The sequence below is a fragment of the Streptomyces aureocirculatus genome, from assembly GCF_000720475.1.
Lineage (GTDB): Bacteria > Actinomycetota > Actinomycetes > Streptomycetales > Streptomycetaceae > Streptomyces > Streptomyces aureocirculatus.
Window position 1 is genome coordinate 143,073 of sequence record NZ_JOAP01000003.1, and the last position, 23,925, is coordinate 166,997.

A 23,925-nucleotide genomic window follows, 5' to 3' on the forward strand; every position below is an offset into this window, starting at 1 on the left:
GTACGTTTCACGTGAAACGGCGTGTTTCACGTGAAACAAGGCCGCCGCACCTGGTGAGGTGCGGCGGCCTTGTGTATCCCACCCGGAGCGACGCAGGGGGACATCACGCGGCCCGGATCTACCTGTCGGGGCGAAACCGGGACTTCTCGGGCACGTTCCATCGGAGTTCTCAGACCTGTACGGCAGGATGTGCGCCATGCCCAGCGCAGAGAAGATGCCCCCCACACGCGCGCATCAGCCAGCAACCGAGCGAGCGCCGCAGCCTGTGCTGCCCACGCAACAGGACAAGGTCGCCACGGCAGGCAGTGAACTGTTCGGTGGACCGATCGGCCGCAGAGCCCTGCTGGCGACGAGTCGGCTGACCCCCGTACGCGTCATCGCACTGGTCGCCATCGGGATGTTCGCGCTCGGGATGGTGCAGAAGGCACCGTGCTACAACGGCGGCTGGTTCGTGGGCGCGAGCTCGCAGTACACGCACGCCTGCTACTCCGACATCCCGCATCTCTACCAGGGGCGGGGCTTCGCCGACGGGCTTGTGCCGTACTTCGACCGGCTGCCCGACGACGTCGGCATGGAGTACCTGGAGTATCCGGTGCTTACCGGCCTGTTCATGCAGGTGGCGGCCTGGCTGACGCCGGACGGCGGGAGCATTCAGCACCAGGAGAAGTTCTACTGGATGGTCAACGCCGGAATGCTGATGGTCTGCGCCGTCATCATCGCCGTCTGCGTGGCCCGCATCCACCGCCGCCGCCCCTGGGACGCCCTGCTCGTCGCCCTGGCTCCCGCCTTCGCGCTGACGGCCACCATCAACTGGGATCTGTTCGCGGTCGCCCTCACGGCCCTGGCCATGCTGATGTGGTCACGGGAGCGGTCGGTCTCCGCGGGCATCCTGATCGGTCTCGCAGCCGCCGCGAAGCTGTACCCGGCGCTCCTGCTCGGGCCCCTGCTCGTACTGTGCTGGCGTACGGGGCGGTGGCGGGCCCTCTGGGCCACTGCCGCGAGCGCGGTGGGCGCCTGGCTCGCGGTGAACCTGCCCGTGATGATCAGCCATGACGCGGCGGGCTTCCACGTCCGCGAGGGCTGGGCGAAGTTCTATACGTTCAGCCAGGAACGCGGGGTCGACTTCGGCTCGTTCTGGCTGATCCTCTCCCAGCGCATGGACGACCCGCTGACCACGGACACGGTCAACTCGCTCGCGACCGCCCTGATGCTGCTCTGCTGCCTGGGGGTGGCCGCGCTCGGGCTGACCGCGCCCCGTCGCCCGCGGCTCGCGCAACTGGTCTTCCTGGTCGTCGCCGCCTTCGTCCTCACCAACAAGGTCTACTCGCCGCAGTACGTGCTGTGGCTGATTCCGCTCGCCGTGCTGGCCCGGCCGCGGTGGCGGGACTTCCTCATCTGGCAGGTGTGCGAAGTCGCGTACTTCCTGGGGATCTGGATGTACCTCGCCTTCACGACGAGCGGCGACGCCCACAAGGGGCTGCCCACCGAGGGTTATCAACTGGCCATCGCCGTCCACCTGTTGGGGACGCTGTACCTGTGTGCCGTGGTCGTACGTGACATCTACATGCCGGAGCGGGACGTGGTGCGCAGGACCGGGGAGGACGATCCCTCCGGAGGGGTCCTTGACGGCGCCCCGGACGTGTTCGTGCTCGGCCCGGCGGCACGTCCGCGACGCCAGGAGGCGCACGAGGGCGCGGGAGCGTATGTGACGTGGGGGACGGCTCCCGACGGAAAGTCGTGAGCGCGGAAGCACGGGACGGCGCCGAGGGGACCGCTGCGCCCTGAACCGCCGGAGGGCCGGTACGCGCGAGTCGCGCGTACCGGCCCTCCGGCGTGTGCCTGTGCGGCCTCTCAGCCGCTCCCGCTCACCCGCCCCGTGCGGGTCAGTGGTCGAGGATCCGGTCGAACTGGGTGGTCGTGTGCCGCAGGTGCGCCACGAGTTCCTCGCCCACCTGGGGCTCCGGCGCGTCCGACGGCACGAAGAGCAGCGACACCTGCATGTGCGGCGGCTCGGCGAACCAGCGCTGCTTGCCGCCCCAGACGAACGGCGACAGATTGCGGTTGACGGTCGCGAGGCCGGCGCGGGCGACGCCCTTGGCTCGCGGCATCATGCCGTGCAGCGCCTTCGGGGCCTCCAGACCGACACCGTGCGACGTGCCGCCCGCGACGACGACCAGCCAACCGTCGGACGCCGCCTTCTGCTGGCGGTAGCCGAAACGGTCCCCCTTGGCGACCTGTGTGACGTCCAGGACGGCACCGCGGTACTCGGTCGCGTGGTGGTCGCCGAGCCACAGCTTCGTGCCGATCCGCGCGCGGAAGCGGGTCTGCGGGAACTGCTGCTGCAGTTGGGCGAGTTCGTCCGCCTTGAGGTGGCTGACGAACATGGTGTGCAGCGGCAGGCGGGCCGCGCGCAGCCGGTCCATCCAGCCGATGACCTCCTCGACGGCGTCCGAGCCGTCGGTGCGGTCGAGCGGAAGGTGGATCGCGAAGCCTTCGAGGCGCACGTCCTCGATGGCGGCGTGCAGGTGGGGCAGGTCCTGCTCGCTGACGCCGTGACGCTTCATGGAGGACATGACCTCGATGACGACACGGGCGCCCACGAGGCCGTGCACACCGTCGAGCGACGACACGGAGCGGATGACACGGTCGGGCAGCGGCACCGGCTCCTCGCCACGCCTGAACGGCGTCAGGACCAGCAGGTCACCGCTGAACCAGTCCTTGATCCGGGCGGCCTCGTAGGTCGTGCCGACGGCGAGCACGTCGGACCCGAAGCGGGTGGCCTCCTCTGCGAGCCGCTCGTGACCGAAGCCGTAGCCGTTGCCCTTGCAGACCGGGACGATGCCCGGGAACTGCTCCAGCATGTGCTTCTGGTGTGCCCGCCAGCGCGCGGTGTCGACATAGAGCGTGAGCGCCATGGCTGGTCCCGGAACCTTTCTGGTGTCTGCGGTAACAGAGGTGTGGAAGGAGATGCGGAAGGAACTGCGGAAGGGACTGCGCAGACGACTGCGCAAGAAGACGGCGCGGGATCAGCGGCGCGACATGTAGATGTCGAGGGCCTTGTGAAGCAGCTTGTTCAGCGGGAAGTCCCACTCGCCGACGTACTCCACGGCTTCGCCGCCGGTGCCGACCTTGAACTGGATCAGGCCGAAGAGGTGGTCGGTCTCGTCCAGCGAGTCGGAGATGCCCCGCAGGTCGTAGACGGACGCGCCCAGCGCGTAGGCGTCGCGCAGCATCCGCCACTGCATGGCGTTGGAGGGCCGGACCTCACGCCCGATGTTGTCGGACGCCCCGTAGGAGTACCAGACGTGCCCGCCCACGACCAGCATGGTCGCTGCCGAAAGGTTCACGCCGTTGTGGCGTGCGAAGTACAGCCGCATGCGGTTGGGGTCCTCGGAGTTGAGGGCCCGCCACTGCTGCTGGAAGTAGCTCAGCGGCCGCGGCCGGAACTTGTCGCGGATCGCCGTGATCTCGTACAGGCGCTGCCATTCGGCCAGGTCCTGATAGCCGCCCTGGATGACCTCGACGCCGGCCTTCTCGGCCTTCTTGATGTTGCGGCGCCAGAGCTGGTTGAAGTTCTTGAGCACGTCCTCCAGGGAACGGTTGGCCAGCGGCACCTGGAACACATAGCGGGGCTGAACGTCACCGAAGCCGGCGCCGCCGTCCTCGCCCTGCTGCCAGCCCATCCGGCGCAGCTTGTCCGAGACCTCGAAGGCACGCGGCTCGATGGTCGTGGGCTCGATGTCGCGCAGCCGCTTCACGTCCGGGTTCTGGATACCGGCCTTGATCGCGGGAGCGTTCCAGCGGCGGATGACGACCGGCGGGCCCATCTTCACCGAGAAGGCGCCCTGCTTCTTGAGGTGCGCCAGCATCGGCTGGAGCCACTCGTCCAGATTCGGGGCGTACCAGTTGATGACCGGACCCTCGGGCAGATACGCGAGATAGCGCTTGACCTTGGGCAACTGGCGGTACAGCACCAGACCCGCACCGACAAGATGACCGGTGCGGTCGTCGAACCAGCCCAGGTTCTCCGAGCGCCATTCGCTCTTCACATCTGCCCATGCGGGGACCTGGCAATGGCTGGCCGAGGGCAGGCTCTGGATGTACGCCAGATGTTGCTCTCGGCTGATGGTCCTCAGGGTCAGGCTCATTCGCGGCGCTCCTCGGGCTGGTGTGTCCCCATGGGTTCAGGGGCTCCGGCTCTCGCGCCGAAGCCTACTGCGCCCTGTGAGCGCCCCGTCTGGGCGTATGGAACCTTTGCTCCCTGTCGGCCCCTGCCCGGCGGCCGTGGAACCCTTCAGCGACCGGTCCGGCCCCCGCCGGGGGCCGGACCGCGGCCGGGCGCGGGCTGGGTCACCAGAGCCCGCCGAAGAGCCCTCCGTGTGCCATGCCCAGGAAGAAGCCGATCGCTGCGGCGCCGAGGCCGACGATCAGGAAGAACCGCTCGCGGGTCGTCACCGAGATGAACTGGCCGTAGGCCCCGGTGAAGATCCCCACCAGACCGGTCCAGGAGCTCAGCAGATGCAGGTGGTGGAACATCGCGGTCACGAACGCGATGGCCCCGAGCACCAGCGTCACACCGAGCAGGGTGTCCTGGAGCGGGTGGGATTTGCCGTCGGTGGAGAAGAGAGAACTTGCGGTGTTGCGTCGCATTGCTTGTGCCATGGAGGCACCTCCTGCGGAAGGCGGCGCATCGTAGCGCCATACACACCCGATGTGTACAGATTCTGCCCGTCCGCCGCCGGATTTCAACCGGAAGCCCAGGTGCAGGTACTCTGTACCGTCTGCACCGGTGTCTGCCCAGGCCACAGTACGAGCTCCCGTTCGCGGGAGCCGATTGTCAGTGGCTGCCGATACCGTTGCGTACGCATCACGACCCTCCTGCCACGGAACGACCGTGGCCGCTGAGTCCAAAGGAGGTGGGTTCCACATGCGTCACTACGAAGTGATGGTCATCCTCGACCCCGACATCGAGGAGCGCGCTGTCTCCCCGCTGATCGAGAACTTCCTCTCCGTCGTCCGTGAGGGCAACGGAAAGGTCGAGAAGGTCGACACCTGGGGCCGTCGTCGTCTCTCGTACGAGATCAAGAAGAAGCCCGAGGGCATCTACTCGGTCATCGACCTGCAGGCCGAGCCTGCGGTCGTCAAGGAGCTCGACCGCCAGATGAACCTGAACGAGTCGGTCCTCCGGACCAAGGTCCTCCGCCCCGAGATGCACTGAGCCTCCTGGCTCAGACCCGTTGAGCCTCACCGCTCGACGGAACTCGGGATCCGAGTAGCAGCAACACAAGCAGCCAGCAGCAAACCCGCCGAGAGGTTCCCCCAATGGCAGGCGAGACCGTCATCACGGTTGTCGGCAATCTTGTCGACGACCCCGAGCTGCGCTTCACCCCGTCCGGTGCGGCGGTCGCGAAGTTCCGTGTCGCGTCCACCCCCCGCACCTTCGACCGGCAGACCAATGAGTGGAAGGACGGCGAGAGCCTGTTCCTGACCTGCTCGGTCTGGCGTCAGGCGGCGGAGAACGTCGCCGAGTCGCTCCAGCGAGGCATGCGCGTCATCGTGCAGGGCCGGCTGAAGCAGCGGTCCTACGAGGACCGTGAGGGCATCAAGCGCACGGTCTACGAGCTGGACGTCGAGGAAGTCGGCGCCAGCTTGAAGAACGCCACGGCCAAGGTCACCAAGACCACCGGTCGCGGCGGCCAGGGTGGGTACGGCGGCGGCGGTGGCGGCGGCCAGCAGGGCGGCGGCTGGGGCGGTGGCCCCGGTGGCGGTCAGCAGCAGGGTGGCGGCGGCGGTGCTCCCGCCGACGACCCCTGGGCGACCGGTGCGCCGGCCGGCGGCGGCCAGCAGGGCGGCAGTGGCGGCGGTGGCGGCTGGGGCGGCAGCTCCGGCGGCTCCGGCGGCGGCTACTCGGACGAGCCCCCCTTCTAAGCCCTGGGCCCCCGGGCCCGGGACGAGAAGGCGGGTCGTACCCACACTTCTTGATCACACAGGAGAAACACCATGGCGAAGCCGCCTGTGCGCAAGCCTAAGAAGAAGGTCTGCGCTTTCTGCAAGGACAAGGTCACGTACGTGGACTACAAGGACACGAACATGCTGCGGAAGTTCATTTCCGACCGCGGCAAGATCCGTGCCCGCCGCGTGACCGGCAACTGCACGCAGCACCAGCGTGACGTCGCCACGGCCGTGAAGAACAGCCGTGAGATGGCGCTGCTGCCCTACACGTCCACCGCGCGATAAGGGAAGGGTGACTGACACATGAAGATCATCCTCACCCACGAGGTCTCCGGCCTCGGTGCCGCTGGCGAGGTCGTAGACGTCAAGGACGGCTACGCCCGCAACTACCTGATCCCGCGGAAGTTCGCTATCCGCTGGACCAAGGGTGGCGAGAAGGACGTCGCGCAGATCCGTCGTGCGCGCAAGATCCACGAGATCGCGACCATCGAGCAGGCCAACGAGATCAAGGCCCAGCTCGAAGGCGTCAAGGTCCGCCTGGCCGTCCGCTCCGGCGACGCCGGTCGACTCTTCGGCTCCGTCACCCCGGCCGACGTCGCTTCGGCGATCAAGGCAGCCGGTGGCCCCGAGGTCGACAAGCGCCGCATCGAGCTGGGCTCGCCGATCAAGACGCTGGGCGCCCACGCGACGTCCGTGCGTCTGCACCCCGAGGTGGCCGCGAAGGTCAACGTCGAGGTCGTCTCTGCCTGAGCGGCAACATTGCGCTCGCAGGGCTTGCAGGACTGAGTGAAGGGGCCGCACCCACGGGTGCGGCCCCTTTGCCGTGTTCTGCCGTCTTCGATGTCTTGCCGTTGTTTCACGTGAAACTTGCCGCGGTTCCGCGTGAGACTTGGGTGTTTCACGTGAAACATGGTGCCCGAGACGTACGTCAGCGTTCGAGGACGTGAGCTTCTGAAACGTCAGCGCTCCGAAACGTCAGCGGGTCGCGCCCGTGACGACCCACCGGCCCGAGCGTGTCCGCCCCCACAGCGTCAGTGCGCGCACGGCCATCATGAGGGTCATCGCGGCCCACACAGCGGTGAGTCCGCCGCCGAGGCTGGGGACGAGAAGTGCGGCGGGTGCGAAGACCGCGAGCGTGACCAGCATGGCCCAGGCGAGATAGGGGCCGTCCCCCGCGCCCATCAGGACGCCGTCTAGGACGTAGACGATGCCGCAGATGGGCTGGGCGAGGGCTATCACCATGAGCGCGGGCAGCGCCGCGTCCTGGACGGCGGCATCTCCGGAGAACAGCGGGACGAACACGGGCCGGGCCGCGACTACCAGCAGGCCCAGAACGGCGCCCGAGACGAAGCCCCACTGGACCATGCGCCGGCAGACGTCCCGAGCGCCTTGGGGATCGTCGGCCCCCAAGTACCGGGCGATGATCGCTTGCCCGGCTATTGCGATGGCGTCGAGGGCGAAGGAGAGCAGGCTCCACAACGACAGGACGATCTGGTGGGCGGCCACGTCGGCGTCGCCGAGGTGGGCTGCCACTGCGGTGGCGATGAGCGCGATGGCGCGCAGCGCGAGGGTGCGGACCAGCAGGGGGACACCGGCCTGGGCGCAGGCTCTGATGCCGGCCGCGTCGGGGCGCAGGGAGGCGCCGTGACGCTTGGCGCCGCGAACGACGACGTACAGGTAGATGGCTGCCATGCCGCACTGGGCGAGCACGGTGCCCCAGGCGGAACCGGCGATGCCGAAGTCGAAGCCGTATACGAGGAGCACATTCAAGGCGCCGTTGGCGACGAAGCCGCCGACGGCGACGTACAGCGGGGTCCTGGTGTCCTGCAGGCCACGCAGCACACCGGTGGCGGCGAGCACGACGAGCATCGCGGGGATGCCGAGGATGGATATGCGCAGATAGGTGACTGCGTACGGGGCGGCCGAGGGGGAGGCGCCGAAGAGGTCGACGAGTGCGGGTGCGGTGGGCAGGGCGATGGTGATGACGGCGGCGCCGAGGAGCAGGGCGAGCCAGATGCCGTCCATGCCCTGGCGGATGGCGGCCTGCAGATCTCCGGCGCCGACACGGCGGGCGACGGCGGCCGTGGTGGCGTAGGCGAGGAAGACGAAGATGCTGACGGCCGTCCCCAGGAGGGCCGAGGCGATGCCGAGGCCGGCGAGCTGGGCGGTGCCGAGATGGCCGACGATGGCGCTGTCGGCCATCAGGAAGAGAGGCTCGGCCACGAGTGCGCCGAAGGCGGGAACGGCGAGGGCGACGATCTCTCGGTCGTGCCGTCGGCGGGCGGCCTTGGGCGCCGCGGGAGCCTGTGTCATGAGCACCAATCTAATCTTCCACAGGTAAGAGATGCAATTGCCTTAGGACCCTTACTTTGCCCGAGTCGGCGCAGCGGGTGGGGTGCTGTTCGCCAAGTTCTTGGGCCGACTGGGAAAGTTTTTCTTCTGCACAGCCGGTGGACGGGAAAAGTGCAGGTCAGGGTGTGTGTGGAAAGTGGGCTGAGGGCTTGTTCACAGGGCTGTCCACCGACCCGTGCACAGGTTTGGCGAGGTTCTCCACAGCATCGGGCCCGTCATCCACAGTGCCTGTGGATAACCAGATTGGCTGACGGTGCCCGCAGGCCTACCGTGGACCGGCGCCCGCCTCGTCCTGCCATCGCGGAAACCCCGCAAATCCGACGCGTCAGAGCCGGAGTTGGGCCCCCTTATTTGTCAGTGTCGTGCCCTAAGAAAGAGGTGCACGGCGAGGTCCGCGCGGCGGACGGGAGGAGGTGGCCCGGTGAGTATTTCCGAGCCCTTGGACGACCCGTGGGCCGACAGCGGTCCAGGTGACCGTCTGCCCGTCTCCCGGCCGCGCCGTGACTCAGGCCGCGGTCGCGAGGAGCAGCACGAGCGAGGTCGCGAGAGCACCTGGGACAACGGGGGCACGTCCTTCGAGCGGGTGCCGCCACAGGACCTCGACGCCGAGCAGTCCGTGCTCGGCGGCATGCTGCTGTCCAAGGACGCCATCGCGGACGTCGTCGAGGTGATCAAGGGCCACGACTTCTACCGCCCGGCGCACGAGACGATCTTCACGGCGATCCTCGACCTGTACGCGCGCGGCGAGCCGGCCGACCCCATCACCGTCGCCGCCGAGCTGGTCAAGCGCGGTGAGATCACCAAAGTCGGCGGCGCCTCGTATCTGCACTCGCTCGTCCAGACCGTCCCGACGGCCGCGAACGCCGAGTACTACGCGGAAATCGTCCACGAGCGCGCTGTCCTGCGCCGCCTGGTCGAGGCGGGCACGCGCATCACCCAGATGGGGTACGCGGCGGACGGCGACGTCGACGAGATCGTCAACAGCGCCCAGGCCGAGATCTACGCCGTCACCGAACAGCGCACGAGCGAGGACTATCTGCCGCTCGGCGACATCATGGAGGGCGCACTCGACGAGATCGAGGCGATCGGTTCGCGCAGCGGCGAGATGACAGGTGTGCCCACGGGTTTCACCGACTTCGACTCGCTCACGAACGGCCTGCACCCCGGCCAGATGATCGTCATTGCCGCCCGCCCCGCCATGGGTAAGTCCACGCTGGCCCTCGACTTCGCGCGGGCCGCCTCCATCAAGCACAATCTGCCCAGCGTCATCTTCTCCCTGGAGATGGGGCGCAACGAGATCGCGATGCGCCTGCTGTCCGCGGAGGCGCGGGTGGCCCTGCACCACATGCGTTCCGGCACGATGACGGACGAGGACTGGACGCGGCTCGCGCGCCGGATGCCCGAGGTGTCGGCGGCTCCGCTCTACATCGACGACTCCCCGAACCTGTCGATGATGGAGATCCGCGCCAAGTGCCGCCGGCTCAAGCAGCGCAACGACATCAAGCTCGTGATCATCGACTATCTGCAACTGATGCAGTCCGGTGGTTCGAAGCGCGCCGAGAGCCGCCAGCAGGAAGTCTCGGACATGTCGCGAAACCTGAAGCTGCTCGCCAAGGAGCTGGAGGTCCCGGTCATCGCGCTCTCACAGCTCAACCGTGGCCCCGAGCAGCGCACGGACAAGAAGCCGATGGTCTCCGACCTCCGTGAGTCCGGCTCCATCGAGCAGGACGCGGACATGGTCATCCTGCTGCACCGCGAGGACGCGTACGAGAAGGAGTCCCCGCGTGCGGGTGAGGCCGACATCATCGTCGGCAAGCACCGTAATGGCCCGACCGCGACGATCACCGTGGCGTTCCAGGGCCACTATTCACGGTTCGTGGACATGGCCCAGACCTAAAATGGGGCCATGGGGGAAGCAGAGCGACACAGTGTGTCCCTGGGCGGTCGGCGGTTGTCCTGCCTGGACTTCGGGGGGCAGGGGCGGCCGCTCCTCGCCCTGCACGGCCACTTCGACGACGGGTGGACGTTCGCCGCGCTGGCGCGTGACCTCGCGCCGGACTGGCGGGTCCTCGCCCTCGACCAACGAGGCCACGGGCACTCGGAGCGGACGGCGGACTACTCCCGCGAGGGTTATGTCAGCGACGCCGCGGCGGTACTCGCCCACTTCGGCGTCACCGACGCCGTGGTCCTCGGTCACTCCCTCGGGGGCATCAACGCCTACCAGCTCGCGGCCCGGCACCCTCAGCTCGTGCGTGCGCTCGTCGTCGTGGAGATCGGCGCGGAAGTCCACGGTGACCTGTCCTTCTGCCTGGGCTGGCCCGACCGTGCCTCCACGCGGGAAGCCCTGGAGGACGCCTTGGGGGACTCGGCGTACTACCTCGCGCACGCGATTCGGGCGTATCCGGACGGCTGGGGTCTGGCATTCGCGCCGCGTGACATGGTCAAGTCGCAGGAACAGGCCAACGGGGACCACTGGGGCGACTGGCTGGCCAGTGAGTGCCCCGCGCTCCTCGTCCACGGCACCCGGAGCCGTGTCCTCAGTGGACGGCATGCCAAGGACATGGCGGCTCGGCGCCCGCGCACACATCTCGTCGAGCTCGCGGCCGGGCACACCGTGCACGGGACCGACCCGGCAGGCTTCGCCGCGGCGGTCCGCGCGTTCCTCAGGGGCTTGTGACGTCGGCAGTGCTCCCTGTGGACTTGCCCCATGACTTACGAAGAGCTGCTTCCCAGTACGTGTCGCTCCCTGACCCATCGCATCGCCACCGCCCAGGCGGAGGGGCGGGCACCTTCCGTGGTCGCCGCGGTCGTGCGGGAGGGCGAACTGGTGTGGAACGGAGCCCGCGCGTCGGTGGCGGGCCAGGCAGCCGACGAGAACGTCCAGTACCGCATCGGTTCGCTCACCAAGATGTTCACCGCGGTGCTCGTGATGCGGTTGCGGGACGAAGGCGTCCTCGACCTCACGGACCCTCTGGAGAAGCACCTGCCGGGCACCGGCGTGGGCGAGTCGACGATCGCGGAACTCCTCTCGCACACCGCCGGGTTGGCTGCGGAGTCGCCCGGCGTGTGGTGGGAGCGCAGTGCGGGGTCGTTGCGTCCCGAACTGCGCGACGTGCTCGGGGCGCAGCCGCTCAAGCACCCGCCGGGGCGTCGGTACCACTACTCGAACCCCGGGTACACCCTGCTCGGGTCGCTGGTGGAGGCCCTGCGCGGCGAACCCTGGGAGGACGTCCTGCGCCGGGAGGTCCTGGAGCCGCTCGGTCTGCGCCGTACCAGCGGCCACCCGCAGGCCCCGCACGCCGACGGGTGGGCGGTCCACCCCTGGGCGGACGTACTGCTGCCGGAGCCCAGTGAGGATCTGGGGCTGATGGCACCGGCGGGTCAACTGTGGTCCACGACCGTCGACTTGGCGCGGTTCGCGGTCTTCCTCACGCAGGGCGACGACCGGGTGCTGAGCGCGGACTCGGTGTGTGAGATGAGGACACCTGCGGCACCGGCGGGCGCCGGGGACTGGGAGCGTACGTATGGGCTCGGGGTGGAGCTCATCGTCCGGGACGGGCGCGTGCTGGCCGGCCACTCGGGTTCGCTGCCCGGGTTCATCGCTGCGCTCCTGACGAGCGAGAAGGACGGGTTGGCGGCGGTGGCCCTTGCCAACTGCACCTCAGGGGTGCCGATGATCGCCTTGGCAGCGGATCTCGTGCGCATCGTGGCGGAGGCCGAACCGCGCATCCCCGAGCCGTGGCAGCCGCTGCCGGACGTCGACCGGTCCGCTCTGGAGCTGACGGGACCCTGGTACTGGGGGACCGGTGCCTACGTGCTGCGCCTCGCCAAGGACGGCTGGATCGAACTGGGGCCCCTCTTGGGCGCGGGCCGTGGCTCACGGTTCCGGCCCAACGGGGACGGCACGTGGACGGGGCTCGACGGGTACTACGCGGGAGAGCGGCTCGAAGCCGTGCGGCGCGAGGACGGCTCGGTGAGCCATCTCGACCTGGCGTCGTTCGTCTTCACCCGCGAGCCGTACGAGGCGGAGGCGCCGGTGCCCGGCGGGGTGGATCCGGAGGGCTGGCGTGGTTTGGCGTGAGGTGTGCGGGGGTCGGGGGCGGCCGCCCGGGAGGCCACAACAGCCGGGATGCCTGGGACCGAGTGAAACCGAGTGAAACCGAGTGAAGGGGTGCCCTGTTTCACGTGAAACAGGGCACCCCTTCACAGGGCACCCCTTCCTCGCGCACCCCTGCACCGCACTCGACGTCCGCTGCCCTTCGACGTCCGCCACGTTCGACGTCCGCTGCGCGCCCGGTGTCGTCAGAGCTCAGAGCTGCAACTTGAAGCCCACGTGGGACGCCGTGAACCCCAGGCGCTCGTAGAAACGGTGGGCATCGGTACGGGTGGCGTCCGAGGTGAGCTGCACGAGCTGGCAGCCCACGCGGCGGGACTCGTCGACGGCCCACTGGATGAAGCGCGTACCGAGCCCGCTGCCCCGCTCATCGGCGTGCACGCGGACGGCCTCGATGATGGACCGGGTCGCGCCCTTCCGAGACAGGCCCGGCACGATTGTGAGCTGCAGCGTGCCCACCACGCGCCCTTCGCGGACGGCGACGACGAGCCGTTGGTTGGGGTCCTGGGCGAGTCGCTCGTACGCCTCGCCGTAGGGCGTGAGGTCGTCCGGGGACTCGCGTTCGGCGCCCAAGGGGTCGTCGGCGAGCATGGCCACGATCGCGGGGATGTCGTCGGCTGCGGCGGGTCGTATCTCAAGATCTCCCATGGCGGCAGCCTAGAGCCCGTCCCAGGGGCTCCGGGCGTGTGTGGCGGCCCCCTGGCGTCTTTCCTGCCGGCCTCGGGCGCCTGACCTGCGGGCCCCTGGGCGCTACGCGGGGGTGTGGACCGCCTCGACTGCCCGGACCAGCGGGGCCAGCTCGGGCCGCTTGGCGGCCTCGTCCAGGGCTTCGCGCAGCGCCGCGTCATTGGTGGGCCGCGCCTCGGCGAGGAGCTGGGCGCCGCTCTCGCTGACGTCCGTGTAGATGCCGCGCCTGTCGGTGGGACACAGGTAGCGGGAGAGGAGCCCTCGCTCCTCGAGGCGGGTGACCAGGCGTGTGGTGGCGCTCTGGCTGAGGACGACGGCGTCGGCCACCTGCTTCATCTGGAGGTGGCCCCCCTCGCCGTCGTGCTGACGGTTGAGGACGTCCAGCAGGCTGTACTCCCGCACGCTCAGGCCGTGCTTCGCCTGGAGGGCTCGCTCGACATGAGCCTCGATCTTTCCGTGGAGGAGGGAGAGAGCACACCAGCCCTGGGCGAGGGCGGTGAGTGCGGGGTCTGTCGCTGTCATGACTGTTCCTCCGTCTTCCTGCGGCCCGACTTGCTCCAGGATAAGCCACCCGTGCAATATCCCGCGCTTGCAATTAACCCGCGTCTGCAACTATTGTGGACGCACGTTAAGCGCACCTGCAACCGTCTGGAAGGTAGCTCCATGCCTCTCGCGCTTCTGGCCCTCGCGATCGGGGCCTTCGGTATCGGGACCACGGAATTCGTGATCATGGGATTGCTTCCCGAGGTCGCGGGTGACTTCGACGTCTCCATCCCCACCGCCGGTCTGCTCGTCACCGGCTACGCCCTCGGGGTCGTCGCCGGAGCCCCGCTCATGACCGTTCTCGGTCAGCGGATCTCCCGCAAGCGGATGCTGATGCTCCTGATGGGTCTGTTCATCGTGGGCAATCTGCTCTCCGCCGTGGCTCCGTCGTTCGGCGTCATGCTCGCCGGACGCGTCGTCGCCTCGCTCGCCCACGGTGCCTTCTTCGGCATCGGTTCGGTCGTCGCCGCCGAGCTCGTCGCCCCGGAGAAGAAGGCCGGCGCGATCGCCCTGATGTTCACCGGACTGACCGTGGCCAATGTGGTCGGTGTGCCGCTCGGCACGTTCGTCGGCCAGGCCATCGGCTGGCGCATCACGTTCGTCGTCGTCGCCGCCCTCGGCGTGATCGGCCTCGCCGGTGTCGCCAAGCTCGTGCCTGACCTGCCCAAGCCCGAAGGCGTACGGCTCCGTGACGAGGTCGGAGCCTTCCGCAATGTCCAGGTGCTCCTGGCCATGGCCATGACCGTCCTCGGCTTCGGCGGCGTCTTCGCGGCCATCACCTACATCACGCCGATGATGACGGACGTCGCGGGCTACGCCGACTCCTCCGTGACCTGGCTGCTCGTCCTCTTCGGCCTCGGCATGGTCGGCGGCAATCTGATCGGTGGCCGGTTCGCGGACCGCGCCCTGATGCCGCTGCTGTTCATCTCGCTGGGCGCACTCGCCCTGATGCTCGCGCTGTTCACGGTCACCGCGCACGACAAGTTCACGGCCGCCGTCTCCGTCATGCTGATCGGTGCGTTCGGCTTCGCCACCGTGCCGCCGCTGCAGAAGCGGGTCCTCGACCAGGCCGCTGCCGCCCCGACGCTTGCGTCCGCCGCCAACATCGGCGCCTTCAACCTCGGCAACGCCCTCGCCGCCTGGCTCGGCGGACTCGTGATCTCCGGCGGGTTCGGCTATACGGCTCCGAACTGGGTGGGCGCCGCGCTGGCCGCTTCCGCACTCGCCCTGGCCCTCCTCTCGGCCACCCTGGAACGGCGGTCCACCGGCCCCAGCACGGTCGTCACCGGTGCTGCTCCCGGCGTCGAGCCCCGCACGGCCGAGGTCTCCGCGCCCGCCCCCGCCCATCACTGACCACGCGCACCCCCACGCCGCCCAGACGGAACCGCCTCTCCGGCGCGGGCGGAATACCTCCCCGCCCCGTCGGAAACACCTCCGCGGCCCGGGCGAAACCGCCTCTCCGCCCCGGTCTCAGCCCTGCAAGAACCACCGAGGAGCCCCCATGAGCACCACCTCCGCCACGGCCGTCGCCCCGCTGACCACCACCGACGCCGAGGCCCTCGTCACGGCCGCCCGGCGTGCCGCCGAAGCAGCGGACGTCACGGTGAGCGTCACCGTCCTCGACGCGGGCGGTCACCTCCTGGCCTTCCGGCGCGACGACCGCGCCGTGCTGATCTCCGGGGAGACCAGCACCCGTAAGGCGTACACCGCCCTCCAGTTGAACGCCCCGACCGCCGACCTCGTCGACGCGGTACAGCCCGGCGCGCCGTTCCACACCCTGCCCACGGCGCTCGACCGGCCGCTCCTGTTCATCGCGGGCGGCCTGCCGGTCCACCGTGACGGGCGCCTGATCGGTGCCATCGGTGTCGGCGGTGGCGCCCCGCAGCAGGACCACGAGTTCGCCACAGTGGCCGCGCGGTCCCTCGCATAGCGAATCGCCGACCGGGGCGGCCACAGATCTCGTACTCCCCCCGTAGTACGAGCGAGCCCGGTACCCGCCCGCGGCTACGAAGCCCGACTCCGGGCGCCCACAGGAACATGGCGCTCGGAGGCGGGCTTCGACGTGTGTGCGGCCGGTGGTCCGCTCAGCCGGCCGCCACCGTCAACGGCGCGAAGCGGCGCGTCCAGTCGCCGGGCAGCTCCGTGATGCCGTACGTCATCACGGCATTGAAGGCGACGGACCCCAGGCCGCGCGCCTTCACCCAGGCGAGCAGTTCCTCGTGGCGCACGTCGATGTCGGTGCGCAGCGGTCGATCGGTGCGGGTGCCGAGCGATGCGATGAGCGCCTTCGCCGTCTGTGTGTCCCGGGCGAAAAGAGGGCCGACGACGTGGGTCTCCATGTTCGGCCACGCGCCCGCGCAGCCGACGATCTCACCGTCCGCCTCCGCGACCCGCAGTTGGTCGGTGAATGCCGGAAGGCGGGTGAGTACGTGGGTGCGGTCCAGGCCGAAGATCTCTGTGTCGAGTCTGATGAGGGTGGGCAGATCCTCCGCGGTCGCCGCCCGGGTGGTGACCCCCGCCGGTGACTCGGTGTCCGAGGCGTCCGGAGTGAAGCGGCCCTTGACCATTTCGGCGCGGCCGGTCGTCTTGAAGCCGAGCTGTTCGTAGAGGGGGCGGCCGTTCGGGGTCGCGTGCAGGGTGAGCGGAGTGGTGCCCGCGGATTCGATGACGTTCCGCATCAGGTGGCGGCCGATGCCTTTGCGGGCATGGCGCTCTGCGACAAGGACCATGCCGATCGCCGAGAGTTCGGGGTTTTCGAGGGGGCCGTACTGGGTCACGACGCACGCGGCGATCAGTCCGGGGGCGTCGGGGTCGTCGATGCCGTAGCCCGTTCCGGCCGTGAGGAGCAGGCCCCATTTGTGCTCTTCACGGGGCCAGCCACGGTTCTCGGACAGATCGGCGCAGGCTGTGAGATCGCGGGGAGTCAGCCTGCGGATGGGCAGTGCGGAGAGGGAAGGTGTCGACACGCGGGTCAGGCTGTCTGACGCATGACCTCGGCGTCCACCTTTTTGTGGGTAGAAGCACGTTGCTTTTGGCCACGTTGCTTCCGGTCGGGCTGATGCGAGGTGCGTAGGCGCCGTCCTCGGCGGGTCAGTCCCCAGGGCTTGAGGACCGAGATGACCGTCATGAACAGATACGCGCTCAGCGAGACGATCGGACCGGCGATGAGGTCGGTCGAGGCTGCCAGGGGCTCTCCGGCGGACACGGTCGCTGCCGTGTCGTTGATGCCAGGACGCAGGGCGAAGGTCGTGGCGGTGGTCGTGGCCAGGGTCAGCCAGAACTTCGTATGGACCCAGCGGTGCCGTGCCAGCCCCCAGGGCGTGCCGAGGGAGAGCAGGAGCCCGCTCAGCAGGGTCAGGAAGGCCAGCGGGAGGACGAGCCAGTCGGTGAACACCTTCATCGCGCGGACGGAGGCCTCGACTGTCGGGTGGGAGTCGGTGGTGATGGCCGCCGCGGCGAGCGCGACAAGACCGAGCGTGAGCCCGAGCCAGCCGGCGGAGGCGGCGACATGGACGACGAGGGTGGCCCGGCGTGCGGGGCGGCGTAGTTTCACGTGAAACACGGTGCCGGGAGCGCGCGGCCGGGGCGTCTGACGGCGGGAGTAACCGCGGGTACTAGCCTCGGCGTACATGGCACGCCTGCATCTTTTCGATCTGGACGGAACGCTGCTGTACGGCACCGCCGCGCCCGTGGAGATTTCCCGCCAGCTCGGCCTGGAGCGGGAGATCGCGGAGCTGGAGCGGGACTTCGTCGCGGGGTGCATCGACTCCGGGCAGTACGCGGTACGGGTGCACGCCCTGTGGGAGGGGCTCACCGACACGCATGTGACGGCTGCCTTCGACGGGGCGCCCTGGCTGACCGGGATTCGGGAGACCTGGGAGGCGATCCGCGCGAACGGTGACTACTGCGCCGTTGTCTCGCTCTCTCCGTCCTTTTTCGTGGAGCGGTTGCTGGAGTGGGGCGCCCACGCCGCTCACGGCTCGTTGTTCCCGGCTGTGCCGTTCACCGAGCCGGTCGATCCCGCGGGTGTGCTCACCGCGGCCGCCAAAGTGGAGATCGCGAACCGGCTCTGTGAAGAGTTCGGGGTGCGGAAAGCCGACTGTGTGGCGTACGGAGACTCGCTGTCCGACCTGGCTCTCTTCGCCGCCATGCCCGTTTCCGTCGCGGTGAACGCGGACTCCCGGCTGGCCGACCTGGCCACACATACGTATGTCGGGCGAGATTTGTGGAAGGCGTACGAACTGGTGCGCATTCCGGTGATCGAGGCGCTCGCCGAGGGTGGAGCCTTGAATTCCGAGTGACGGAAGGGGACTTGTGCGCTGAGCTGCGGCCGGTAGGGTCGAATCCGGTTCGAGCCACGGGTGAAGGCGATTCGAGCCAGGCGTGGAAGTGCGCACCGAGGGGGCGTGGACGCAGGTCAACAAAGCCTATCGAGGCGGCGAGATCGAGAACCCGCACTTCCCGGTTTGCGGGCTGGGCAAGCGGCGCGGCTGCGATGCTGCGATTGAGGTGACTGCGGTCAATGTCACATTCCTCCCTACTTGTCCGTAACTCTTGGGGCACCAGGGTTCAATGTGGTCGATATGGGCTGCCGGGGCAGAGCGGGGAACGCACGCACCTTCCGTTGCGGAAGTGCACGGACCGACTGAGAGATGTTCGAGGCGAGGCACAGCATGGACGCTCCGACCACCACGTCGGCGGGCAACGGCACTTCCGGGGACAACGGCGGTTCTGGCGGCTGGTTCACGCCGCGGGTGGCGCCGCGGCGTCGGGAGGAGCGGGAGGGCGCGGAGTCGCCCGACTCCGCGCCGCAGACGGGGCAGGCGCCCGCCGACGAGGGCGGGCAGCGGGAGGCACCGCCGGGCCGACGGGTGTCGACAATACGTCCGGTCGGCAGGCCCGGGCCCTCCGGCGATGCGGAGCCCGGGCCTGGAACCGGACGAATACGCCCTGCGGAGACAGAGGCCCGCCCCGTGGCCAGGGTGGAGGCAGAGGCCGAGCCCGTGGTCGGGGCAGAGACAGAGGCGGAGACCTTGGCCGGGTACGGGGCCGAGGCCGAGACCTTGGTCGGGTACGAGGCCGACGGATCCGCGGGTGCGAACGAGGCAGACGAGGCCGACGGATCCGCGGGTGTGAACAAGGCAGACGAGGCCGACCGTGCGTACGTAGTCGACGAGATCGACATCGCTGAGGGTGCGTACGAGGCCGACGGTGCCGAGATCGCCGATGTCACGGAGGAGGCCGTGGGTGCGGACCGGGGTGAGGACGCCCCCGGAGGCCTCGAAGCCCACCCAGACCCCGCTGAGGGCGCCGCAGCCCCACCCGAGCGCTCTGAACGCGCTGACGCCCGACAAGAACCCCCGGAAGCCGCTCTCGCCCCCGCCGTAGCCGCTCCCGCCCCCGCCGAAGCCGCCCCCCACACCCCGAAGGCGTCCCCCGACGCCATCCTCGTACAGCGCACGATGGCCGAGATCGCGCCGATCTCCGACAAGGTCACCTCGTACTTCTACGCGCTGCTCTTCACCCGCCACCCCGACCTGCGTGCCCTGTTCCCGGCGGCGATGGACACCCAGCGTGACCGGCTGCTCAAGGCACTGCTCACCGCCGTGGAGCACATCGACCACACCGACACGCTCGTCGGCTATCTGCGCAACCTCGGGCGCGGGCATCGCAAGTACGGCACCAAGGCCGAGCACTACCCGGCCGTCGGTGAGTGCCTGATCGGCGCGCTGAGCCGGTACGCGAGTCCGGTCTGGGACGACGACACCGAGGCCGCCTGGGTCCGCGCGTACACGACGATCTCGCAGATCATGATCGACGCGGCTGCCGAGGACGAGCTGCGCGCGCCCGCCTGGTGGTACGCGGAAGTCGTCGCGCACGATGTCAGGACGCCCGACATCGCTGTCATCACCGTCCGCCCCGACCAGCCCTACGCCTTCCTCGCGGGGCAGTACACGAGCCTGGAAACCCCGTGGTGGCCACGCATCTGGCGGCACTACTCCTTCGCGTCGGCGCCGCGCTCCGACGGGCTGCTCTCGTTTCATGTGAAGGCGGTCCCGGCGGGCTGGGTCTCCAACGCTCTTGTGCACCACGCCCGCCCGGGCGATGTGCTCAGGCTCGGTCCGCCCGCCGGTTCCATGACCGTGGACCACTCGACCGACAGCGGCCTGCTGTGCCTGGGCGGCGGGACCGGCATCGCGCCGATCAAGGCGCTCGTGGAGGACGTCGCCGAGCACGGCAGGCGACGCCCGGTCGAGGTCTTCTACGGCGCACGCACCGATCACGACCTGTACGACATCGACACGATGCTGCGCCTCCAGCAGAGCCACCCTTGGCTGGCCGTCCGCCCGATCGTCGACAACCGGGCGGCCCAGTTGCCCGACGCCGTGCGCGAGTACGGACCGTGGAACGAGTACGACGCCTATCTCTCGGGCCCGCCCGGCATGATCCGCAGCGGAGTGGACGCCCTGCGGGACGTGGGCATTCCCGCGGGCCGCATCCGGCACGACTCGGTGGAGGAACTGGTGGCGGCGGGCGACCAGCTCGCGTGACACAGCCCCACATGGTGACGCCTCGCGGGCATCAGCCCAGGTCGGGTGCGTGCATCGCGCGTACGCCCTCGATGTTGCCGTCCAGGTAGTGGCGCAGGGACAGCGGGACGAGGTGGACCGAGGCGATCCCGACGCGTGTGAACGGCACCCGCACGATCTCGTATTCGCCGGCGGGCTCGTCCACTTCGGGTCCGTGTCGCTGCCCCGTGTCCATCGATTCCAGACGGCAGACGAAGAAGTGCTGCACCTTCACACCCGTCGCGCCGCCGTCCTCGCCGATGTGCTCGACCGTGTCCACGAAGCACGGCACCACGTCGGTGATCTTGGCGCCCAGCTCTTCGTGCACTTCCCGGTGAAGCGCGTCGACCACAGTCGCGTCCTCCGCCTCCACACCACCGCCCGGGGTGATCCAGTACGGATCCACACCGGGCTTGGTCCGCTTGATCAGGATCAGATGGTCCCCGTCCAGGAGGACGGCACGTGCGGTGCGCTTGACCACGGGTCGGACGGTCATGGGAGAAATGTGGCCCGGACTGTTCCACGTGAAACATCGCGAGCCGCGTGGAGACCACCTCAGGTCCAGTCACTGGCAGCACGCCGCAACCACTCGTGCGCCCGCGCGATGTGCGGCATCGCGAGTGTGCCGGTGCGGACGACCAGGAAGTACGTACGCAGTGGTGGAACCGCAGGGTCGAGCAGGGCCACGACGTCTCCGCGCTCCAGAGCGTCGGCGCACAGATAGCGGGGCAGTACGGCGAGCCCGGCGCCGGTGGTGACACAGGCCAGCACCGCCCGCAGTTCCGGCACGATCACGGCGCCCGAGGCGGCCGGCCGGGAGTCGAAGACGGCGGCCCAGTAGCGCGAGACGAGCGGCAGCGACTCGTGGACCTCGACCACCGGCAGGTTCTCCACGGCCCCGGCACCCTTGCGGCGCAGCTTGCCGGGGCCGATGCGGACGGCCCAGCGCGGGGCGGCGACGAGCACATGCTCCTCGTCGCACAGAGGGGTCGCGGTGAGCAGCGCGCCGCGCGGCCGGGCCGTGGTGAGGGCCAGGTCGTGATGGCCTGCGGCAAGGCCCTCCAGGACCTCCTCCGCGTTGCCGAAGGAGGCGCGCAGGGCGAACCCGTGGCCGTCGTCGCCAGTGAGTGCGGTGAGGGCGGGAAGGGCGCGCCCTGCGGTGAACTCCGGTGGTCCGGCGAGGTGCAGCGTACGGTCCGAAGAGTCCTCGTGGAGTCCTTCCTCGGTGATCTCGACGAGGGCGTCGAGGTGCGGGGCGGCCTTATGGGCGAGCTCGTCGCCCATGGTCGTGGGGGTCACGCCCCGGGCCTGGCGCAGAAAAAGCGGTCGGCCCAGTTGCCGCTCCAAGGTGCGGATCTGGGAGGTCACGGCGGGCTGGGAGAGTCCGAGGAGAGCTGCCGCGCGCGTGAAGGACCCGGCCCGGTGGACGGTCACGAAGGTGCGCAGCAGGGCCAGATCCATGGTGCAGCCGTCCTCTCCAGTCAGCCCCCGCGCACCGCACACCTATAAATTTGTCGATAGGTTGCTGTCGCTACTGTGATTGGACACTGACACAGAGTCAACTAGCCTTGTTTGCGCGGTTCTTCGCGCGCAGAACCGGGGACGGCCCGAGCCACGAGGGGGGAGGTTCGGGCCGTCCGTTGTGCGTAGGCGGCCCTCCCCCTGGGGCCCGTCGGATTCCCATGCCCCGGGTGGCCGCGAGCCTGCCGCGGTCGGACCGGCCTCAGTCCGCCGACTCGTCCAGCGCCCGCAGTACGTCCGCCACGAGATCCTCGGCGTCCTCCGCCCCCGCGGAGAAGCGGATGAAGCCCTCCGCGACGGCGTCCCCGCCCCACCGGCCGCGCCGCTCGGCGGTGGAACGTACGCCACCGAAGCTCGTCGCGTCGTCCACGAGCCGCAGTGCCGCGAGGAAACGCTCGGCACGCGCGCGTGAGGGCAGTTCGAACGACACCACGCACCCGAAGCGCAACATCTGCTTCTGCGCGATCTGGTACGAGGGGTCGCCGGGCAGCCCCGGATAGCGCAGGCCGGTCACCTCGGCGCGAGATCGCAGCGCCTCGGCAAGAGCCAGGGCGTTCGCGTTCTGCCGGTCGACGCGCAAGGGGAGTGTGGCGAGCGAACGGTGTGCCAGCCAGGCCTCCATGGGGCCCGGAATCGCCCCGACGATCTTGCGCCAGCGCCGTACGGAGGCCATGAGCCCGGCATCGCGGCCCGTCACGTACCCGAGCAGGATGTCGCCGTGACCGGTGAGCTGCTTGGTGCCGCTGGCCACGGAGAAGTCGGCGCCGAGGTCGAGGGGGCGCTGGCCGAGCGGGGTGGCGAGGGTGTTGTCGACGGCGACCAGGGCGCCGCGCGCGTGGGCGGCGTCGGCCAGGCGGCGCACGTCACAGACGTCGAGGCCGGGGTTGGACGGGGTCTCGATCCACAGGAGGCGGGCGCCGTCGAGCACGTCGAGCTGCGCGTCGCCGCCGGTGGGCGCGGTACGGACCTCGATGCCGTACGCGATGAGCTGCTCCCGCACGAGCGGCAGCGCCTGGTAGCCGTCGTCGGGCAGCACCACGACGTCACCCGCGCGGAGCTGGGAGAAGAGCACCGCGGAGATCGCCGCCATGCCGGACGCGAAGACGAGCGTCTCCACGGCGGGAGCGCTCTTCCCGGCCGTGCCTTCCTCGGCGTCACCGTGGGCGGTGCCGTGCCCGCCGGGCGGCTCCGGGGACTCGAGTTCCCCGATGGCACGCTCCAGATGGGTCCAGGTCGGGTTGGAGTCGCGGCCGTACGTGTACGGGCCGGTGGGCTCGCCGGAGAGGTGGAAGTGGGCCGCGAACACCGGGCCAGGCAGCGTGGGCTCGTACTGCGCGGGCTCGGGCAGCCCGGCGCGCACGGCACGGGTGCTGTCTCCGGCGCCTTTGGGGCTCCGCGCTGTAGGGGTGTTGGCCCCGGCGCCTTCGGCCCCCCGCGCCGCACGGGTGGTGCCCGCAGCGGCCTCATCGGCCCGCGCCTCACGGGTGCCGTCCCCGGCGTCCCCGGCGTCCCCGGCGTCCTCGCCGCCCCGCGGCGCGTGGGCGACGTCCGCCGCGCCGGGCGCGTGCTCCTGTGTCGGTGTCGGTGTCGGTGTCGGCTCGGGTATCCGCTCCGCGTCCGTCATGCCGCTCGTCCTTCCACCGCGTCCCGTACCGCTTCGAGCAGGCCTTCGCTCGCCGCCTCCACCATTGTCAGGCACTCCTCGAACCCGTCGCTCTCCCCGTAGTAGGGGTCGGGAACGTCCAGATCAACGCCTGCCGACGTGTCGTACGAACGCAGCAGACGGACCTTGTCGGCGTCCTCCGGCGTCGACGCCAGCCGGCGCAGGGACCGCTGGTGACCCCGGTCCAGGGCGATCACCAGGTCGAGCCGGGCGAACCAGTCCGCCTGGAACTGGCGGGCCACATGCTCGGTCTCGAACCCGGCGGAGTCCAGGACGGCGACGGTACGCGGGTCGGCACCGTCTCCCTCGTGCCAGCCGTCGGTGCCCGCGCTGTCCACCACGACGAACCCGTCGAGGCCCGCGTCACGCACCCGCGCGCGGAACACCGACGCGGCCATGGGCGACCGGCAGATGTTGCCGGTGCACACGAAGCAGACGGTGAAAGCCCTGGGAACGGACGTGCCGGGCGGCACGGGCGTTCCGGACGGCGCGGGCGGCACGGGGGCGGAGGAATGGGGCATGGC

24 protein-coding genes are annotated in these 23,925 nt (G+C 69.5%); 12 read left to right on the plus strand and 12 right to left on the minus strand.

Annotation, left to right across the window (positions count from 1 at the left end; genetic code table 11):
- Window positions 1-187 precede the first annotated feature (187 nt).
- On the plus strand, window positions 188-1,741 hold the full coding sequence (locus IG78_RS0103765; RefSeq protein ID WP_030559710.1) for a glycosyltransferase family 87 protein: 1,554 nt from the start codon (window positions 188-190) through the stop codon (window positions 1,739-1,741).
- A 142-nt stretch (window positions 1,742-1,883) separates the two neighbouring features.
- Here the strand turns inward: IG78_RS0103765 and IG78_RS0103770 are convergent, their stop codons facing one another.
- The 3 genes from IG78_RS0103770 to IG78_RS0103780 all read right to left on the minus strand — a co-directional run bounded on the left by IG78_RS0103770 (window position 1,884) and on the right by IG78_RS0103780 (window position 4,662).
- Window positions 1,884-2,915 carry an alanine racemase gene (locus IG78_RS0103770; RefSeq protein ID WP_030559711.1) on the minus strand — a complete coding sequence of 344 codons (1,032 nt, stop codon included), beginning with the start codon at window positions 2,913-2,915 and terminating at the stop codon, window positions 1,884-1,886.
- 111 nt (window positions 2,916-3,026) lie between these two features.
- Window positions 3,027-4,148: a lipid II:glycine glycyltransferase FemX gene (locus IG78_RS0103775; protein WP_030559712.1), complete on the minus strand. Its 1,122-nt coding sequence runs from the start codon at window positions 4,146-4,148 to the stop codon at window positions 3,027-3,029.
- 202 nt (window positions 4,149-4,350) lie between these two features.
- Window positions 4,351-4,662, minus strand: a complete 312-nt coding sequence (locus IG78_RS0103780; RefSeq protein WP_030559713.1) for a hypothetical protein — start codon at window positions 4,660-4,662, stop codon at window positions 4,351-4,353.
- A 265-nt stretch (window positions 4,663-4,927) separates the two neighbouring features.
- On the opposite strand from IG78_RS0103780, the gene rpsF reads away from it, so the two are divergent.
- The 4 genes from rpsF to rplI all read left to right on the plus strand — a co-directional run bounded on the left by rpsF (window position 4,928) and on the right by rplI (window position 6,702).
- Window positions 4,928-5,218 carry a 30S ribosomal protein S6 gene (gene rpsF / locus IG78_RS0103785; RefSeq protein WP_030559714.1) on the plus strand — a complete coding sequence of 97 codons (291 nt, stop codon included), beginning with the start codon at window positions 4,928-4,930 and terminating at the stop codon, window positions 5,216-5,218.
- A 104-nt stretch (window positions 5,219-5,322) separates the two neighbouring features.
- The gene (locus IG78_RS0103790) at window positions 5,323-5,928 is read left to right on the plus strand and encodes a single-stranded DNA-binding protein (protein WP_030559715.1); all 606 of its coding nucleotides are present in this window, start codon (window positions 5,323-5,325) and stop codon (window positions 5,926-5,928) included.
- 72 nt (window positions 5,929-6,000) lie between these two features.
- Window positions 6,001-6,237 (plus strand): 30S ribosomal protein S18, encoded by a 237-nt coding sequence (rpsR, locus tag IG78_RS0103795; RefSeq protein WP_003949403.1) that lies wholly within the window; start codon window positions 6,001-6,003, stop codon window positions 6,235-6,237.
- 18 nt (window positions 6,238-6,255) lie between these two features.
- A complete protein-coding gene (gene rplI, locus IG78_RS0103800) occupies window positions 6,256-6,702 on the plus strand; it encodes a 50S ribosomal protein L9 (RefSeq protein WP_030559716.1) in 447 nt (148 codons plus the stop codon).
- A 225-nt stretch (window positions 6,703-6,927) separates the two neighbouring features.
- On the opposite strand, the gene IG78_RS0103805 is transcribed toward rplI, so the two are convergent.
- Window positions 6,928-8,265: an MATE family efflux transporter gene (locus IG78_RS0103805; RefSeq protein ID WP_030559717.1), complete on the minus strand. Its 1,338-nt coding sequence runs from the start codon at window positions 8,263-8,265 to the stop codon at window positions 6,928-6,930.
- A gap of 460 nt (window positions 8,266-8,725) precedes the next feature.
- Between IG78_RS0103805 and dnaB the strand changes: the two genes are divergently transcribed.
- Genes dnaB through IG78_RS0103820 form a run of 3 tightly spaced genes read left to right on the plus strand, consistent with a single transcriptional unit; the run spans window position 8,726 to window position 12,385 of the window.
- On the plus strand, window positions 8,726-10,201 hold the full coding sequence (gene dnaB, locus IG78_RS0103810) for a replicative DNA helicase (protein WP_030559718.1): 1,476 nt from the start codon (window positions 8,726-8,728) through the stop codon (window positions 10,199-10,201).
- A 9-nt stretch (window positions 10,202-10,210) separates the two neighbouring features.
- On the plus strand, window positions 10,211-10,981 hold the full coding sequence (locus tag IG78_RS0103815; RefSeq protein WP_030559720.1) for an alpha/beta fold hydrolase: 771 nt from the start codon (window positions 10,211-10,213) through the stop codon (window positions 10,979-10,981).
- Between the two features lie 30 nt (window positions 10,982-11,011).
- The gene (locus IG78_RS0103820) at window positions 11,012-12,385 is read left to right on the plus strand and encodes a serine hydrolase domain-containing protein (protein WP_030559721.1); all 1,374 of its coding nucleotides are present in this window, start codon (window positions 11,012-11,014) and stop codon (window positions 12,383-12,385) included.
- A 228-nt stretch (window positions 12,386-12,613) separates the two neighbouring features.
- Here IG78_RS0103820 and IG78_RS0103825 read toward each other — a convergent pair whose 3' ends face one another.
- Both IG78_RS0103825 and IG78_RS0103830 read right to left on the minus strand, forming a co-directional pair.
- Entirely contained in the window at window positions 12,614-13,066 is a 453-nt protein-coding gene (locus IG78_RS0103825; RefSeq protein WP_030559722.1) for a GNAT family N-acetyltransferase, read from the minus strand.
- Between the two features lie 102 nt (window positions 13,067-13,168).
- Window positions 13,169-13,627 carry a MarR family winged helix-turn-helix transcriptional regulator gene (locus tag IG78_RS0103830; protein ID WP_030559724.1) on the minus strand — a complete coding sequence of 153 codons (459 nt, stop codon included), beginning with the start codon at window positions 13,625-13,627 and terminating at the stop codon, window positions 13,169-13,171.
- Window positions 13,628-13,768: 141 nt separating this feature from the next.
- On the opposite strand from IG78_RS0103830, the gene IG78_RS0103835 reads away from it, so the two are divergent.
- Window positions 13,769-15,001 (plus strand): MFS transporter, encoded by a 1,233-nt coding sequence (locus IG78_RS0103835; protein ID WP_030559725.1) that lies wholly within the window; start codon window positions 13,769-13,771, stop codon window positions 14,999-15,001.
- Window positions 15,002-15,149: 148 nt separating this feature from the next.
- Window positions 15,150-15,578, plus strand: a complete 429-nt coding sequence (locus tag IG78_RS0103840) for a GlcG/HbpS family heme-binding protein (protein WP_030559726.1) — start codon at window positions 15,150-15,152, stop codon at window positions 15,576-15,578.
- Between the two features lie 154 nt (window positions 15,579-15,732).
- On the opposite strand, the gene IG78_RS0103845 is transcribed toward IG78_RS0103840, so the two are convergent.
- Together IG78_RS0103845 and IG78_RS0103850 are read right to left on the minus strand one after the other, a co-directional pair.
- The gene (locus IG78_RS0103845; RefSeq protein WP_030559727.1) at window positions 15,733-16,614 is read right to left on the minus strand and encodes a GNAT family N-acetyltransferase; all 882 of its coding nucleotides are present in this window, start codon (window positions 16,612-16,614) and stop codon (window positions 15,733-15,735) included.
- Between the two features lie 5 nt (window positions 16,615-16,619).
- Window positions 16,620-17,201, minus strand: coding sequence for a hypothetical protein (locus IG78_RS0103850; RefSeq protein WP_030559728.1), 582 nt, complete (start codon window positions 17,199-17,201; stop codon window positions 16,620-16,622).
- A 76-nt stretch (window positions 17,202-17,277) separates the two neighbouring features.
- On the opposite strand from IG78_RS0103850, the gene IG78_RS0103855 reads away from it, so the two are divergent.
- The gene (locus IG78_RS0103855) at window positions 17,278-17,949 is read left to right on the plus strand and encodes an HAD family hydrolase (RefSeq protein ID WP_037685030.1); all 672 of its coding nucleotides are present in this window, start codon (window positions 17,278-17,280) and stop codon (window positions 17,947-17,949) included.
- 672 nt (window positions 17,950-18,621) lie between these two features.
- Entirely contained in the window at window positions 18,622-20,199 is a 1,578-nt protein-coding gene (locus IG78_RS45245; RefSeq protein ID WP_318657777.1) for a globin domain-containing protein, read from the plus strand.
- A gap of 31 nt (window positions 20,200-20,230) precedes the next feature.
- Here IG78_RS45245 and IG78_RS0103865 read toward each other — a convergent pair whose 3' ends face one another.
- The 4 genes from IG78_RS0103865 to IG78_RS0103880 form a co-directional block, all read right to left on the minus strand.
- Entirely contained in the window at window positions 20,231-20,713 is a 483-nt protein-coding gene (locus IG78_RS0103865) for an NUDIX domain-containing protein (RefSeq protein WP_030559733.1), read from the minus strand.
- Between the two features lie 59 nt (window positions 20,714-20,772).
- Window positions 20,773-21,678, minus strand: coding sequence for a LysR family transcriptional regulator (locus IG78_RS0103870; RefSeq protein WP_030559734.1), 906 nt, complete (start codon window positions 21,676-21,678; stop codon window positions 20,773-20,775).
- A 262-nt stretch (window positions 21,679-21,940) separates the two neighbouring features.
- Window positions 21,941-23,362, minus strand: a complete 1,422-nt coding sequence (locus IG78_RS0103875; protein WP_225881966.1) for a cystathionine gamma-lyase — start codon at window positions 23,360-23,362, stop codon at window positions 21,941-21,943.
- A complete protein-coding gene (locus tag IG78_RS0103880; RefSeq protein WP_078964789.1) occupies window positions 23,359-23,922 on the minus strand; it encodes a low molecular weight protein-tyrosine-phosphatase in 564 nt (187 codons plus the stop codon). The genes IG78_RS0103875 and IG78_RS0103880 overlap by 4 nt, the downstream gene beginning before the upstream one ends.
- Between the last annotated feature and the right edge of the window lie 3 nt (window positions 23,923-23,925).

Coding starts and splice junctions, on each gene's coding strand:
- IG78_RS0103775 (WP_030559712.1), bottom strand. CDS start 4,148: ATGAGCCTGACCCTGAGGACCATCAGCCGAGAGCAACATCTGGCGTAC.
- IG78_RS0103815 (WP_030559720.1), top strand. CDS start 10,211: ATGGGGGAAGCAGAGCGACACAGTGTGTCCCTGGGCGGTCGGCGGTTG.
- IG78_RS0103835 (WP_030559725.1), top strand. CDS start 13,769: ATGCCTCTCGCGCTTCTGGCCCTCGCGATCGGGGCCTTCGGTATCGGG.
- IG78_RS0103865 (WP_030559733.1), bottom strand. CDS start 20,713: ATGACCGTCCGACCCGTGGTCAAGCGCACCGCACGTGCCGTCCTCCTG.
- IG78_RS0103875 (WP_225881966.1), bottom strand. CDS start 23,362: ATGACGGACGCGGAGCGGATACCCGAGCCGACACCGACACCGACACCG.
- IG78_RS0103765 (WP_030559710.1), top strand. CDS start 188: ATGTGCGCCATGCCCAGCGCAGAGAAGATGCCCCCCACACGCGCGCAT.
- IG78_RS0103880 (WP_078964789.1), bottom strand. CDS start 23,922: ATGCCCCATTCCTCCGCCCCCGTGCCGCCCGCGCCGTCCGGAACGCCC.
- IG78_RS0103820 (WP_030559721.1), top strand. CDS start 11,012: ATGACTTACGAAGAGCTGCTTCCCAGTACGTGTCGCTCCCTGACCCAT.
- IG78_RS0103770 (WP_030559711.1), bottom strand. CDS start 2,915: ATGGCGCTCACGCTCTATGTCGACACCGCGCGCTGGCGGGCACACCAG.
- rplI (WP_030559716.1), top strand. CDS start 6,256: ATGAAGATCATCCTCACCCACGAGGTCTCCGGCCTCGGTGCCGCTGGC.
- rpsF (WP_030559714.1), top strand. CDS start 4,928: ATGCGTCACTACGAAGTGATGGTCATCCTCGACCCCGACATCGAGGAG.
- IG78_RS0103840 (WP_030559726.1), top strand. CDS start 15,150: ATGAGCACCACCTCCGCCACGGCCGTCGCCCCGCTGACCACCACCGAC.
- IG78_RS0103780 (WP_030559713.1), bottom strand. CDS start 4,662: ATGGCACAAGCAATGCGACGCAACACCGCAAGTTCTCTCTTCTCCACC.
- IG78_RS0103870 (WP_030559734.1), bottom strand. CDS start 21,678: ATGGATCTGGCCCTGCTGCGCACCTTCGTGACCGTCCACCGGGCCGGG.
- IG78_RS0103805 (WP_030559717.1), bottom strand. CDS start 8,265: ATGACACAGGCTCCCGCGGCGCCCAAGGCCGCCCGCCGACGGCACGAC.
- IG78_RS0103825 (WP_030559722.1), bottom strand. CDS start 13,066: ATGGGAGATCTTGAGATACGACCCGCCGCAGCCGACGACATCCCCGCG.
- IG78_RS0103790 (WP_030559715.1), top strand. CDS start 5,323: ATGGCAGGCGAGACCGTCATCACGGTTGTCGGCAATCTTGTCGACGAC.
- rpsR (WP_003949403.1), top strand. CDS start 6,001: ATGGCGAAGCCGCCTGTGCGCAAGCCTAAGAAGAAGGTCTGCGCTTTC.
- IG78_RS0103830 (WP_030559724.1), bottom strand. CDS start 13,627: ATGACAGCGACAGACCCCGCACTCACCGCCCTCGCCCAGGGCTGGTGT.
- IG78_RS0103855 (WP_037685030.1), top strand. CDS start 17,278: ATGGCACGCCTGCATCTTTTCGATCTGGACGGAACGCTGCTGTACGGC.